This window comes from Brevundimonas sp. EU05-FHT14B11, assembly GCF_058790835.1.
The window spans coordinates 616149-629295 of sequence record NZ_JBYTCY010000003.1 but is presented as its reverse complement, the minus strand read 5'-3'; the positions used below and the strand labels follow the sequence as shown (position 1 = coordinate 629295).

Below are 13147 nucleotides of genomic sequence, written 5' to 3'. Positions count from 1 at the left end.
GCGTAAGGGGTCAATGCGGCGTTCTACTAAGTCATTGAATGTAAATATATAACCTTTCACCAACCTTCAGTGTTGGTGGAAGACGACCAGCAGGCCGATGGCGATCAGGGCGACCCCCAGGACCGCGCCCTCGTAACGGGCCCAGCGTTCCAGCCGCAGCACCGACCAGCCGGCGCGGGCCAGCAGGGTGAAGACCGCCATGCCGGCCACCGTGCCCGCCGCGAAGGTCAGGGTCAGGGCGATCAGCACCAGCAGGCCCTCGGTGGCCTGCGACAGGTAAATGGGCAGCAGGACCTCGCCCGGCGACACGGCCATCATGGCCACCAGCCCCCAGAAGGCGGCGGCGTGGGACACGGTGGGCTCGGGCAGGTCCATCTCCGGGCCGCCCGCCATCCGGGGGCGGCGCAGGGTGGCGCGGGCCAGGTAGAAGGCGCCGAACAGGAACAGCAGCACCGCCGAGATGTGCGGCAGCAGGCCCGAGATCCACTGGTCGAGCGCCAGCCCGGCCATGACGATCAGGCTGCCGAACAGGGCGGTGGTGGCGATATGGGCCAGGCCGGCCGCGCCGACCGCGCCGAGCACGCGCGGCAGGTTCCAGCGCTGCGCCCGGCCGACCAGCACGAAAGGCAGCCAGTGCGTGGGCAGGGCGGCGTGCAGGAAGGCCGTGGCGAAGCCGGTCCCCAGCAGGGACAGCAGAATGGGTTGCTCGAGATCGGACGGCGACATTGCTCGCCCTGTAGCGTGTTACTTTATAACAGTCGAGCCCGGCGGCGCATTTTTCGTGCGCCGCCGGATCGGTGGATCAGAACATCCAGTCGTCGTGACCCGGCGCGTGGCCGATGCCGGGGATGGCGTGATCTTCCAGCACGGCGATCTGCACGCCGTCGATCATGACCGACGGAGCCAGATGGCTCATCTCGAGCCCATGCGCATCGTCGCCCAGACCCGGCTGCACCAGCGGAAGGTGATCGCCCTTGCCGATGAGGAAGTCGTCGTCGGTCACCCCGGGCAGGACCAGGGGTTCGGCCGTGTCCTTCTGGTCGTCCGCGATGAGGCCGGGCTGGGTGAGCGGCTGCGAAGCGGCGTCCTTGACGAACAGGACCGGCGAGGCGGCGCCGCCGCTGAGGATGGCCGTCACGCCGTTGGAGAAGCGGACCTCCTCGATGCCGTTCAGCAGGTCGATCCCGTCGCGACCGCCGACATTGTCGGTGATCCGGTACTGGCTGCCGCCCAGGTGCACGATCGTATAGTCGGTGCTGAGGCCGCTCATGACCACGGTGTCGCGACCCGACCAGCCGTCCAGCACGTCGTCGCCGCCGCCGCCGGTCAGGGTGTCGTCGCCCATGCCGCCGGTGATCTCGTTGGCCAGGGCGTTGCCCTGACCGGCGAAGTTGCCCGTGCCGGTGAAGCGCATGTGCTCGACGTTGTCGGCCAGGGTGTAGCTGTGCAGCGTCGTCTCGACACGGTCCACGCCCTCGCCCGACAGCTCGACGATCGTGTCGTTGGCGTCGACGATATAGAGGTCGTCGCCCTCGCCGCCGTACAGCTCATTGGCCACGCCGGATCCGCCGCGCAGGGTGTCGTTGCCCTCGCCGCCGATCAGGATGTCGTAGCCGGCGCCGCCGTCCAGCACATTGTCGCCCGTGCTGGCGATGATCACGTCGTTGAAGGCGGTGCCGATGATGTTCTCGACCCCGCTGACGTAGTCGGTTCCGCCGTCGCCGTCGGTCACCTCGCCCGTATCCAGCTGGGCGCGAATGCCCGAGGCTGCGGCGCTGTAGTCCGCCGTATCGACCCCGTCGCCGCCCCGCAGGACGTCGTTGCCGCCGCGTCCGATCAGCACGTCGTCGCCGTCGCCGCCGTCCAGTCTGTTGGCCGAAGCGTCGCCCGACAGGCTGTCGTTGAAGGCCGAGCCGGTCAGGTTCTCGATGCTGGTCAGGATATCGGAGCCGCCGTCGCCGTCGTTGGTGACCGCATTGGCCGCCAGATCAGCCACGATCCCGGCGGCGGCCGTCGCATAGCTGGCCGTGTCGCTGCCCAGGCCGCCGTTCAGCCGGTCCCGCCCGGCGCCGCCGCTCAGGATGTCGTCGCCGGCGGCGCCGGTGAGGACGTTGTTCAGCGCATTGCCCCGGCCCTGGAAATTGCCCGAGCCGGCGTAGGTCAGGTCCTCGAAATTGGCCCCCAGGAAGAAGGCGTTGAGGGTAGTGACGACGGTGTCATGCCCCTCGTCGACCTCCTCGATGATCGTGTCGTCGGCGTCGACGTAATAGGTGTCGTCGCCCTCGCCGCCGTACATCTCGTTGGCCGTGCCGGTTCCGCCGTACAGGGTGTCGTTGCCGGCCAGGCCGACCAGGACGTCATAGCCGCCTCCGCCGCTCAGGACGTTTTCGCCCTCGGCCCCGGTCAGGGTGTCGTTGAAGGCCGAGCCGGTGAGGTTCTCGATCTCGATCAGCGTGTCCACGCCGCCGTCGCCGTCGTCGTCGGCCGTTCCCGTGTTCAGGCCGGCCACGACGCCGCTGCTGGCGTTGGTATAGTCGGCGGTGTCCTTGCCGGCTCCGCCGGTCAGCGTGTCGTTGCCGCCGCCGCCCACGAAGGTGTCGTCGCCGCCGCCCGAGGTCAGGACGTCGTCGCCCGATCCGCCGGTGACCACGTCGCCCTCGGTGTCCTGGCCGGTGATGGTGATGGTGACCGTGGCGGTGTTTCCGTTGGCCAGGGTGTAGCTGAAGGTGTCGGTCGCCGTCTGGTTCGGCGAACCCGACGACGGGCCCGGAATATACGCGAACGCCCCGTTGGGATCGTAGCTGTAGGTCCCGTCGGCGTTGAGCGTCAGCAGGGCGCCCGACGGCAGGGTGATCTGCATCCCGACCGACGCTGCGGAGCCGTTCACGGCGCTGACCACCAGGGCGGGACCGTCCACGTCGCTGTCGTTGGTGAAGACCGTGCCGCTCACGGCGACGGTCTCGGCGGTGATGTTGACGTCGTCCACCGCCACGGCGGCGTCGTTGACCGCGCTGACGGTGACCGTCGTGCTGACATTGACGGTCGTGAGATTGGAGCCGCCGCCGTTGTCCGCGATCGAGACCACGGTCACGGTGCGGTCGCCCACGGTCGGGTTCTGGCTGGCGTTCCGATAGACGAGCGCGTCCAGAATCTGCTGCGCGTGGGTGTTCGAGCTGATGCCGACGATGATGACGTTCAGCACGCCCGCCCCGCCCGAGGTCACCTGCACCATCACGGCGCCGCCCGGCGCGGGCTGGATGAAGGGGCTGCCGGCGACCAGGTTGATGGGCACGCCGGACAGGATCAGCTGCTCGTCGAGACCGTCGGAAACGCCGCTGACCTGCAGGCGCAGCGTCAGTTCCTGGCCGCTTTCGGGATTGGTGACAGTCACTCCCGAGAACAGGTCCGCCGAGGCGCCGTCCTCGACGAAGGTCGTGGTCGTGCCGGTCAGGCTCAGCGTCGGGGCGTCATTGACGCCTGCGACGGCCGAAGTGCCGGCGCTGGTCACGCTGTTAGCGAAGCCCTGGCCGTCGGTGTAGCTGGTGATCACGCGGATCACGCCGCCTACGTCGGCGTCGCCCAGGGTGTAGGTCGATTGGTCGGCCCCGACGTTGACGAAGCCGGATCCGGTGTTGCGCTGCCATTGGTAGTGCAGCGTGCCCAGGCCGTCGGCGTCGGCGAGCGTCGAGGAATCGGCGGTCAGGACCTGGTCCTCGGTCGCCGTGCCGGTGATCGAGACGCCGCCCGTGGGCGCGTCGTTGATGGCCGCGATGGCCGCGGTGCCGGCGCTGGTCGCCGATTCCGAGAAGCCCTGGCCGTCGGTGTAGCTGATGACCACGCGGACCACGCCGCCCACGTCGGCGTCGCCCAGGGTGTAGGTCGCCTGGTCGGCCGCGCCGATGGAGACGAAGCCCGAGCCGGTGTCGCGCTGCCAGTCGTAGTGCAGCGTGCCCAGGCCATCCACGTCGGCCAGGGTCGAGACGGCGGTCAGGGTCTGGTTCTCGGTCGCCGTGCCGGTGAGCGAGGCGCCGCCGGTGTGCGGATCATTGACCGCCGCGATGGCGGCGGACGCCGCCGAGGTCGCCGATTCCACCGTGCCGCCGGCGTCGGTGTAGTAGATGACCACGCGGACCACGCCGCCCACGTCGGCGTCGCCGAGGGTGTAGGTCGACTGGTCGGCGCCGACGTTGACGAAGCCGCCGCCGGTGTCGCGCTGCCATTGATAGTGCAGGGCGCCCAGGCCGTCCGGATCCGCCAGGGTCGAGACGGCGGTCAGGACGCCGTTCTCGCTTGCCGTGCCGGTGATCGCGGCGCCGCCGGTGTGAACGTCGTTGGCCGCCGTGACGGTGACGCTGGTCGTCTGGGTCGTGCTGGTGCCGCCGTCGCCGTCGGTCAGGACGATGGTGACCGTGCGCGTCGCGGTGTTCGGCGCGTCCGAGGTGTTGTTGTACTGCAGCGCCCGCACCAGGGCCTGCGTCGCCGCCGGGGTGGCGTCGGTATCGAGGGTGATGACCAGGGCCACGCCGCCGGTCCCGCCGGTGAAGGTGCCGATCTGCACGCCCTGATACAGGATCGCCGAACCCGAGACGCCGATCTGGCCGGCCCCGTTGCCGATGTTGGCCACGCTCAGCACGTCCTGCCCCGCCTGGCCGTTGGCGGTGATGGTGACGGTCAGGGTGCCGGTGTCGAAGTTCAGGCTTTCCGCGTCCGCCACCGTGGCGTTGCCGCCCACGTCCAGCCGGACCGGCACGTTCTCGGTGTGCGCGGCCGCGTCGCCGTTCAGGTTGGTGAAGGTCGGGGCGGTGTTGCTCGACGCCGTCGTGAAGTTCAGCGTCGTGGGGTTGAAGATGCCGGCGAACACCGCGCCCTCGGCGTCGGCGAAGGTCTCCTGGTCGATCAGGATGTAGTAGTTGGTCAGGCCCGCCAGGGTGACGGACGGGTCGATCGTCCAGGTCGTGCCCGAGCCGGTCACCTGGGCCGAGCCGATCGAGATGGTCTCGATCAGGATGCCGTCGCCGCGGTAGATGTAGATGTTGCCGTTGCCCTTGGTGACGCTTTCGCTGAACGTCAGGGTGATGTTGGCGCCCGGGGCCACGCCCGTGCCGTTGTCCGAGGGCGTCGTGGCGGTCAGGCGCGGCGGGGCGCCGTTCTGGCGGTACAGCACCAGGCCGCCGCCGGCCTGGTCGCGGTCGACGATGTCCACGTCGCCGTCGCCGTCGATGTCCACCGCGGTCCAGGTGGTCAGCTGCTGGGCGGTCAGGTCCAGCCCCTCGAAGGGCGTGCCGGTCAGGCTGGTGAAGTTGGTGAAGGACCCGCCGTCATTACGGAAATAGCCGAAGCCGGTCCCGGCGGTGTTGCCGTTCTGGTAGATGGCGTCGGTGTCGCCGTCGCTGTCGAAGTCGCCGAAGATCATGCGGGCGTCGAAATTGCCGATGTCGGCCAGCGGATCCGCCGTGCGGACCATGGTCCCGCCGTCGTTGCGGTACATCACCTGGGTCGTGCCGCGATCCAGGATGTCCATGTCGCCGTCGTCGTCGATATCGACCACGAAGGTGGAGGTGGTGATCTGCAGGCCGGTGAAGACGACGCCGGTGAAGGGCGTGCCTGCCGCCGCGGCGTTGGTGAAGTTGGTGAAGCTCAGGCCGCCGTCGTTGCGTAGGAAGCCGATGCCCGATCCGGCGGTGTTGCCGTTCTGGTAGAGGGCGTCCACGTCGCCGTCGCCGTCGAAGTCGCCCCAGACCATGCGCTGATCGAAGCTGCCGGTGTCCGGGATCGGATCGGCGATGCGGGTGAAGCCGGCGTTGCCTTCATTCCGGAAGAAGGTCGTGCTGTTGGATGTGCGGTCCAGGATGTCCAGGTCGCCGTCGCCGTCGAAGTCCAGGATGAAGAAGTTGGCCGGGCTGATCTGACGGCCCGACAGGTCCACGCCCTGGAAGATCGACCCGGCGGCGGTGGCGTCGGTGAACGTGACGAACGTCCCGTTGCCGTTGTTCCGCATGTAGCCGATGCCGGTGCCGGCGGTGTTGCCGTTCTGGAACAGGATGTCGATGTCGCCATCGCCGTCGAAGTCGCCGAAGATCATGCGGCTGTCGAAGGCGCCGGTGTCGCCAATGGGATCGGTTACGGTGGACCAGGTCGTCGGCATATAGGTGTCTCCCCCTGAAGACGGGCGCTCATGAAGCGCCGTTATGCATTGGCGTCGTCGCCGACGCTAGGTACTCTTACCTAAACCTTAAGAGGGTCGGGCAAGCAACCAGAGATTATGGCGAAGCTAACTTCGAGCAGAAAACTCGCCAACGAGGCGACTGGAGGATGATCGCCAGTCAAACGCAGCGCCGGCGGAGCATCGATCAGCCCCGCATCATGCATAGAACTCTGCGCACCGGTATCGTCAGGGTTGATGAGGCCGTCGTGATCGGGGACGCCTCGGCCGGGCCGGGCGATGGCCGCTGACGGGCGACCGCTCCGGATTCCCGTCGTCCCGTCCCCCGCGACCTTGCGACGGCCGGGCAGGGTCTGTACGGCGGGCAAAGGTCCGAGCTTCAGGGGACGGCGGGAGCCGGACCCGAATACGGCGGGTCCGGGGTTTTTTCCCCGTCCGCGTTGACTCGGCGGACCCCTTCCGTATATGTCGCCGCTCTTCGCCCGCCGGGGGTCCCCGCCGGGCGCTATTCTTTTTGCGTTTACGCTGAGGCTTCAACATGTACGCGGTGATCAAGACCGGCGGCAAGCAGTACCGGGTCCAACCGGGCGACGTGATCGTGGTCGAGAAGCTCGACGGCGACGCTGGCGCTGCCGTCAACTTCGGTGAAGTCCTGATGCTGGGCGGCGACAAGGGCGTCACCCTCGGCGCTCCGCTGATCGAAGGCGCTTCGGTCGCCGCGACGCTGGTCGAAACCCGCAAGGGTGAGAAGATCAAGATCTTCAAGAAGATCCGTCGCCAGGGCTACCGCCGCACCAACGGCCACCGCCAGATGGAATCGGTCCTGCGCATCACCGGCATCGAAGGCGCCGGCGAGAAGGCCAAGTGGGACGGCGAAACCTCGCTGATGACCAAGCTCGAGATGAACGCTCGCGCCCGTGGCCTGGCCCCGCGCGTCGAGGCGACCGAGGAAGCCGCTCCGGCTCCGAAGGCCGCCAAGGCTCCCGCGGCCAAGAAGGCTCCGGCCAAGAAGGCCGCCGCCGCCTCGACCGACGAAGCGTAAAACCAACCCCGCGTCCCTTGCGGCCGCGACTGTGATAGAATGACGATGTCGGGCGCCCGAGGGCGCCGGACGCGAAGCTGAAGAGAGTTACGATGGCTCACAAGAAATCAGGCGGTTCGTCGCGTAACGGTCGCGACTCCGAGTCGAAGCGCCTCGGCGTGAAGAAGTTCGGCGGCGAGCGCGTGCTGGCCGGCAACATCCTCGTGCGCCAGCGCGGCACCACCTTCCACCCGGGCGAGAACGTCGGCCTGGGCCGCGACCACACGCTCTTCGCCACCGTGCACGGCGCCGTGAAATTCACGAAGAAAGCCAACGGCCGTTGTTACGTGTCGATTCTTCCGGCGAACGACACCGCCGAACAGGCCATGGCCGCCGAGTAACGCGATACGGAACATCACCCGGATCGCGAAGGCTCAAGAGCCGCGATCCGGACCAGGGAAATTTTCCGCGGGGAGTCTGGATCACCAGGCTCCCCGTTTTCGTTCCCCGCCTCGAACACCGCCCGAGCCCTCCAAGGAGGCGGTGAGTTCCGAATGAGGCGTGTCATGTGCGTGATCGAACCCTCTCCCGTCGTCGAGACCCGGCGCCTGGCCTTGCGCAGCCCGCAGGCCCAGGACATCAGCCGTCTCACGGCCCTGGCCAATGACGCCGACATCGCGCGGATGACGCTGCGCATGCCGCATCCCTTCTCGACGGCCGACGCCGAGGCCTTCGTGCTGACCGTCGCGGGCCAGGATCCGGCCCGCGCCCGCACCTTCCTGATCGACCACGAGGACCACGGGCCCGTCGGCGTGATCGGCCTGTTCGAGGACGGGGATATCGGCCCGGAGGTCGGCTACTGGATCGGCCGCCCCTACTGGGGCCGCGGCTACGCCACCGAGGCGCTGGAGGCGGGCGTGGTCTGGGCCAGCCGCAACTGGCGCCGCCGCGCCCTGGTCGCGGGCCATTTCGACGACAACCCCGCCTCGGGCCGCGTCCTGGAGAAGGCGGGCTTCCTGTACACGGGCGAGGTCCGCAAGGGCTTCAGCCGCGCCCGGAACGGGGAAGCCCGGACGCGCCGCATGGTGTGGCTGGCCTAGCAGGCGCTTTCTCCCTCCCCCTCGTGGGGAGGGATGTCGGCGCGCAGAGCCGACAGGGTGGGGTTCGTAAGGGCGGAAGCGCCGCTCCCCACCCGACCTCGCTTCGCTCGGCCACCCTCCCCAGAAGGGGAGGGAGAAACCAGGCCGCGTCGGGTCGAAAAGGCGGAGCCTTTTGACCGCGGCCCAACAAACATGCGCCAGGCCGCGTCGGGTCGGGAGGTCCCCGAAGGGGCCGACGGTCCGCGGCCCAACATAAAGAAAGCTCTTCGGCTTTCAGCCGAAGAGCGTCGGCCCGAACACCGCCGCCAGGGCGATCGCGCCGCCGGTCACGGCCACGACGGCGCCGGCGATGAAGGCGACCAGGGTGCGGGCGCTACGCTGGCGGCGCAGGCCGCTGGTCTTGACGCCGCGCAGGATGACGAACGGCTTGGGACCGAAGACCTCGGACCCGGAAATATTGTGCTGGGACATGACGCTCCCCCTCGACTACGCCCGGACGGGCGGGGCGAAGGAGCGGGCCGCAGAGGGCGAAACAATGGCGAACGCCGATCACCCACACGTCTGTGATCGGACGAACATTGTCAGGCGTCCAGCTTAGAGCCTGATCGGCTGAGGTGGAATCGCTTCGCGATTCCGCTGATGCCGTGAATCAGGCTCCAGAATTATGCTGGAGCGAAATCTGAGCTGAGTTGGACTGCGTCCAACTCAACCGATTTCGCTCTAGCCGCACCAGACCAGGCGGCCGCTGTAGGCCCGATAGTAGCCGCTGCCGGGGTCGTAGGAGCGGTAGGTCGCCCGGCACCAGTCGATGCGGCGCCCGTCCCGGGAGCCTCCCGCATAGCCGCCGCGATAACCGCCGCCGGGGAAGACCACGTCGGGCCGCCCATAGGCGCCCTCATAGGCCGTGCCCCCCTGATTGTGTCCGCCGTAGCCATAGCCGCCGTAGTACTGCGAGCCGTAGCCGCGGCGCGGGTAGTAGCCGTGACCGCCATAGCCGTAGCGGCCGGAGTCGTATCCGTAGCCGTACCGGTAGCCGGCCAGCTGGCGATAGTCGCTGCGGGCCTGCGGGCTGACGCGGCGGCGCTGGTCGCGCCAGCGGTCGCCGCAGTCGTCGCGGCTGGCGTCCCAGAACCGGTCGCAGCGATAGTCGCCCGGCCGGTCCAGCTGGCTGCGCCAGTCGAAGTTCGACGGCACGGCGTTCGAGCGGTAGCGCGGCGTGTAGTAGCGGCTCCCGCCGTCCGGATCGTAGCCGCCGTTATAGCCGCTGTTCCCGTACTCATGGCCGTAGCCGCCGGCCCACGACTGGGCGGCGGCGGGGGATGCGGCCAGGGCCAGGCCGGCCGCGGCGATCAGGAGGGAGGCTCGCATGGTTAATTCTCCGAAGCGGCCCGATACGCGGCCTCGAAATACGGCGTTGGAGGCACTCAGGGCAGGGTGACGGCGATCCGTCCGTTACGCGTCTCGACGTGACGCATCAGCACCACGCGGTCTCCCCCGGCGCTGACCGGGGCGATGATGAACCAGCCGCCCGCGGGCAGGCCGACGAAGTCGAAGGTCCCGTTCCGGCAGGTCTCCGAGCGCACGAAGGAGCGGTAGTCGGCGTTGGGATCGGCCACGGTCCGGGCGCGCACCACGGCCTCGGGCAGGGCGGCGCGGTCGGTCGAGCCGTACAGGGTCCGGAACCGGGCGCGGGTATAGGGGGTGTCCGGCGTCAGGGCGACCGAGCCGGTGCAGCTGAAGACCTGGCCGTCGCGGCGATAATCGACCCGGCCCTCGATGGCCGCGCGGCCCGAGGTGCTGGACCAGGCGAAATCATCGGCGCGGAACGCGGCCGGTCCGGCCGGCGCGACGGGCCCCATGGGCACGGTCTCGCAGCCCGCCAGCACGGCGGCTGCGGCGGTCAGGGCGGCGAGGGGCAGAAGGGACCGGGCGGTGGACATGGGCTCTCTCCGGGCGGGGGCGGGTCGAACGCCCGATCAGACGCTCAACGCCGCCATAAGGTCAAGGTTGCGACCTCTTGGACCGTGGTTCACAAGCGCGCAACAAACCGGCGCGAGACCGGCTATAGGGGACGCTCATGACAGTGACGTTTGACGATATTCTGGCGGCGCGGGACCGGATCGCCGGTCAGGTGGACCGCACGCCCGTACGCTATTCCCGCCGCCTGTCGCAGCTGACCGGCGCCGAGGTGTGGATCAAGTTCGACAACCTGCATTTCACCGGCAGCTTCAAGGAGCGCGGGGCGCTGAACCGCCTGCTGCAGCTGACGCCGGAGGAGCGCAAGCGCGGCGTGGTGGCCGCCAGCGCGGGCAATCACGCCCAGGCGCTGGCCTATCACGGCGGCCGTCTGGGCGTGCCGGTGACCATCGTCATGCCCGAGGGCACGCCCTTCGTGAAGGCGGACGGCACGCGGGCGCACGGCGCGACCGTCGTCATCAAGGGGCTGGATTTCTCGGGCTCCACCGAAGAGGCCCACCGGCTGCGCGACGAGGAAGGCTTCGTCTTCATCTCGGCCTTCGACGACGAGGGAATCGTCGCCGGCCAGGGCGTCTGCGGCCTGGAGTTCATGGAGGACGCGCCGGACCTCGACGTCCTGATCATCCCGATCGGCGGCGGGGGGCTGATCGCCGGTTCGGCCATCGCGGCCAAGGCCATGAAGCCGTCGATTCGCATTTTCGGGGTCGAGGCGGCGATGTACCCCTCGTTCAGCGCCAAGCGGCGCGGCGAGGCGCCCAAATGCGGCGGCCAGACCATCGCCGAAGGCATCGCCATCAAGGCCGTCGGCGACATTCCCTTCGCCCTGGCCGAGCCGCTGATCGAAGAGGTCCTGGTCTGCCAGGAGGCCGATTTCGAACGCGGCGTCTCCTATCTGGCCACCATGGAGCGGACCGTCGCCGAGGGCGCGGGCGCGGGCGGGCTGGCGGCCATGCTGGCCTATCCGGACAAGTTCAGGGGGCTGAAGGTCGGCATCGAGCTGACCGGCGGCAATATCGACGCCCGCATGTTGGCCGTGGTCCTGAACCGCGAACTGGTGCGCGAGAAGCGGCTGATCGTCTATCGCATCCTGGGCGACGACCGCCCGGGCATGCTGTCCAAGATGAGCGCCGTGATCGGCGGCCTTGGCGGAAACATCATCGATGTCGTGCACAACCGGCTGGCGCTGGACGTGCCGGCCAAGGGCGCGGAGTTCGACATCATGGTCGAAACCCGCGGCGAGGCGCATGCGGAAGAAATCAGACAGGGACTTGAAGGTGCGGGTTATGAACTCCGGATGGGCTAGGGGCGTCGCCGTCCTGGCCATGGTTGCGGCCCTGGCCGCCTGCAATCGCGCGCCGGACACGGGCGGCGCCGACGCCGAGGCCAATCTGAAGGCCGGGCAGGCCTTCATGGAACGCAACGCCAGGGCTGAGGGCGTTCAGACCCTGCCCGGCGGCATCCAGTACAAGGTCCTCCAGTCCGGTCCTCCGGGCGGCGAGAGCCCGGACAGCAATGACTTGGTGCGCGTCGAGTACGAGGGCACCCTGACCGACGGCACGGTCTTCGACAGCAGCTATGAGCGCGGCCAGCCGGCGGTCTTCACCCTCGGCACGGTCGTCGCGGGCTGGACCGAGGCGCTGCAGCACATGAAGGTCGGCGACGAGTGGATCGTCTACCTGCCGGCCGACAAGGCCTATGGCGAGCGCGCGGCCGGCAAGATTCCGGCCAACAGCGTGCTGGTCTTCCGCCTCAAGCTGTTGGCCGTCGCCCGCGCCGAGGGCGGCGAACGGGTGGTCGGCGTCACCGCCAACGCCTAACGGCCGGGGAGTCGGGACAGCGCCCATTCGGCCGCATCCCGCACCACCGGCGCGGGATCGTTCAGCAAGGCTTCGGCCGGGCCGATCAGGTCGGCGTCGCCGCTGTTGCCGATGGCGTACAGGACATTGCGCACGAACCGGTCGCGGCCGATGCGCTTGACCGGGCTCTTCGAGAACAGGGCCCGGAAGGCGGCGTCGTCCAGCGCCGCCAGATCCGCCAGCCGGGGCGAGACCAGGGCGTCGCGCGCCTGCACCCGCCCTTCCTTGGCCGCCGCGGCGAACTTGTTCCACGGGCAGGAGGCCAGGCAGTCGTCGCAGCCGTAGATGCGCCCGCCCGTCGCCGCGCGGAACTCCTCCGGCCAGGGACCCGCGAACTCGATGGTCAGGTAGGACAGGCACCGCCGGGCGTCGAGCTGGAACGGCGCCGGGAAGGCGTTGGTGGGACAGGCGTCCAGGCAGGCGGTGCAGGTGCCGCAGTGCTCGCCCTCCGGCGGGTCGGGCTCGAACGTCGTGGCGCTCAGGATGACGCCCAGAAACAGCCAGTTGCCGTGGCTGCGCGACAGCAGGTTGGTGTGCTTGCCCTGCCAGCCCAGCCCGGCGCGCTGGGCCAGCGGCTTCTCCATCAGCGGGGCCGTGTCGACGAAGACCTTCACCTCTTCCTTGGTGCGGGCGGCGATCTGGCCCGCCAGGGTCTTCAGCCGGCCCTTGATGACCTCGTGATAGTCGTCGCCGCGCGCATAGACCGAAATGTAGCCGGCCGACCGGTCTTCCAGTTCCGGCAGGGGATCGTGCTCCGGGCCGTAGTTCAGGCCCAGGACGACGGCGGTCTTTGCGCCGTCCCACATGGCGGTCGGATGGGCCCGGCGCTCCAGCGTCGTCTCCATCCAGCCCATGTCGCCGTGACGCCCCGACTCGACGAAATGCGCCAGCCGCTCGCCCGCGCTCCACGGCTCGGACGCCGAGGCGAACCGGCAGACGTCGAAGCCCAGGGCGGCGGCGCGCTCGCGAATGAATTTACGGGGATCGGCCGCCATGGACGCTATCTCACACACCGCTCATCCCGGCGAAA

The 13147-nt window shown here is 68.9% G+C and carries 11 protein-coding genes; 5 read left to right on the top strand and 6 right to left on the bottom strand.

Translation table 11 applies throughout. The features are described 5' to 3' along the window. Positions 1 to 66: 66 nt before the first annotated feature. Complete coding sequence (locus AC3WRV_RS16420) at positions 67 to 726, bottom strand: hypothetical protein (protein ID WP_492314074.1); 660 nt, start codon at positions 724 to 726, stop codon at positions 67 to 69. Positions 727 to 802: 76 nt separating this feature from the next. Further along, the gene (locus AC3WRV_RS16415) at positions 803 to 6145 is read right to left on the bottom strand and encodes a beta strand repeat-containing protein (RefSeq protein WP_492314073.1); all 5343 of its coding nucleotides are present in this window, start codon (positions 6143 to 6145) and stop codon (positions 803 to 805) included. A 556-nt stretch (positions 6146 to 6701) separates the two neighbouring features. On the opposite strand from AC3WRV_RS16415, the gene rplU reads away from it, so the two are divergent. The 3 genes from rplU (at position 6702) to AC3WRV_RS16400 (ending at position 8284) form a co-directional block, all read left to right on the top strand. Next, entirely contained in the window at positions 6702 to 7205 is a 504-nt protein-coding gene (gene rplU / locus AC3WRV_RS16410; protein WP_291836075.1) for a 50S ribosomal protein L21, read from the top strand. A gap of 92 nt (positions 7206 to 7297) precedes the next feature. Next, on the top strand, positions 7298 to 7585 hold the full coding sequence (gene rpmA / locus AC3WRV_RS16405) for a 50S ribosomal protein L27 (protein WP_291836072.1): 288 nt from the start codon (positions 7298 to 7300) through the stop codon (positions 7583 to 7585). Between the two features lie 165 nt (positions 7586 to 7750). Further along, entirely contained in the window at positions 7751 to 8284 is a 534-nt protein-coding gene (locus AC3WRV_RS16400) for a GNAT family N-acetyltransferase (protein ID WP_492314097.1), read from the top strand. A gap of 273 nt (positions 8285 to 8557) precedes the next feature. Here the strand turns inward: AC3WRV_RS16400 and AC3WRV_RS16395 are convergent, their stop codons facing one another. The 3 genes from AC3WRV_RS16395 to AC3WRV_RS16385 form a co-directional block, all read right to left on the bottom strand. Then, positions 8558 to 8755, bottom strand: a complete 198-nt coding sequence (locus AC3WRV_RS16395; RefSeq protein ID WP_492314072.1) for a hypothetical protein — start codon at positions 8753 to 8755, stop codon at positions 8558 to 8560. A 249-nt stretch (positions 8756 to 9004) separates the two neighbouring features. Further along, positions 9005 to 9652 carry a hypothetical protein gene (locus tag AC3WRV_RS16390; protein WP_492314071.1) on the bottom strand — a complete coding sequence of 216 codons (648 nt, stop codon included), beginning with the start codon at positions 9650 to 9652 and terminating at the stop codon, positions 9005 to 9007. Positions 9653 to 9708: 56 nt separating this feature from the next. After that, positions 9709 to 10224 carry a hypothetical protein gene (locus tag AC3WRV_RS16385; RefSeq protein WP_291836062.1) on the bottom strand — a complete coding sequence of 172 codons (516 nt, stop codon included), beginning with the start codon at positions 10222 to 10224 and terminating at the stop codon, positions 9709 to 9711. A 137-nt stretch (positions 10225 to 10361) separates the two neighbouring features. Here AC3WRV_RS16385 and AC3WRV_RS16380 point away from each other — a divergent pair, with 137 nt between their 5' ends. Together AC3WRV_RS16380 and bamJ are read left to right on the top strand one after the other, a co-directional pair. Then, positions 10362 to 11564 carry a threonine ammonia-lyase gene (locus tag AC3WRV_RS16380; RefSeq protein ID WP_492314070.1) on the top strand — a complete coding sequence of 401 codons (1203 nt, stop codon included), beginning with the start codon at positions 10362 to 10364 and terminating at the stop codon, positions 11562 to 11564. Continuing rightward, positions 11545 to 12078, top strand: a complete 534-nt coding sequence (bamJ, locus tag AC3WRV_RS16375; RefSeq protein ID WP_492314069.1) for a BamJ family beta-barrel-assembly machinery protein — start codon at positions 11545 to 11547, stop codon at positions 12076 to 12078. The genes AC3WRV_RS16380 and bamJ overlap by 20 nt, the downstream gene beginning before the upstream one ends. Here the strand turns inward: bamJ and queG are convergent. After that, positions 12075 to 13112 (bottom strand): tRNA epoxyqueuosine(34) reductase QueG, encoded by a 1038-nt coding sequence (gene queG / locus AC3WRV_RS16370; RefSeq protein WP_291836053.1) that lies wholly within the window; start codon positions 13110 to 13112, stop codon positions 12075 to 12077. The genes bamJ and queG overlap by 4 nt on opposite strands. Between the last annotated feature and the right edge of the window lie 35 nt (positions 13113 to 13147).

Coding starts and splice junctions, on each gene's coding strand:
- queG (WP_291836053.1), bottom strand. CDS start 13,112: ATGGCGGCCGATCCCCGTAAATTCATTCGCGAGCGCGCCGCCGCCCTG.
- AC3WRV_RS16400 (WP_492314097.1), top strand. CDS start 7,751: ATGTGCGTGATCGAACCCTCTCCCGTCGTCGAGACCCGGCGCCTGGCC.
- bamJ (WP_492314069.1), top strand. CDS start 11,545: ATGAACTCCGGATGGGCTAGGGGCGTCGCCGTCCTGGCCATGGTTGCG.
- AC3WRV_RS16385 (WP_291836062.1), bottom strand. CDS start 10,224: ATGTCCACCGCCCGGTCCCTTCTGCCCCTCGCCGCCCTGACCGCCGCA.
- rpmA (WP_291836072.1), top strand. CDS start 7,298: ATGGCTCACAAGAAATCAGGCGGTTCGTCGCGTAACGGTCGCGACTCC.
- AC3WRV_RS16380 (WP_492314070.1), top strand. CDS start 10,362: ATGACAGTGACGTTTGACGATATTCTGGCGGCGCGGGACCGGATCGCC.
- AC3WRV_RS16395 (WP_492314072.1), bottom strand. CDS start 8,755: ATGTCCCAGCACAATATTTCCGGGTCCGAGGTCTTCGGTCCCAAGCCG.
- rplU (WP_291836075.1), top strand. CDS start 6,702: ATGTACGCGGTGATCAAGACCGGCGGCAAGCAGTACCGGGTCCAACCG.
- AC3WRV_RS16390 (WP_492314071.1), bottom strand. CDS start 9,652: ATGCGAGCCTCCCTCCTGATCGCCGCGGCCGGCCTGGCCCTGGCCGCA.
- AC3WRV_RS16415 (WP_492314073.1), bottom strand. CDS start 6,145: ATGCCGACGACCTGGTCCACCGTAACCGATCCCATTGGCGACACCGGC.
- AC3WRV_RS16420 (WP_492314074.1), bottom strand. CDS start 726: ATGTCGCCGTCCGATCTCGAGCAACCCATTCTGCTGTCCCTGCTGGGG.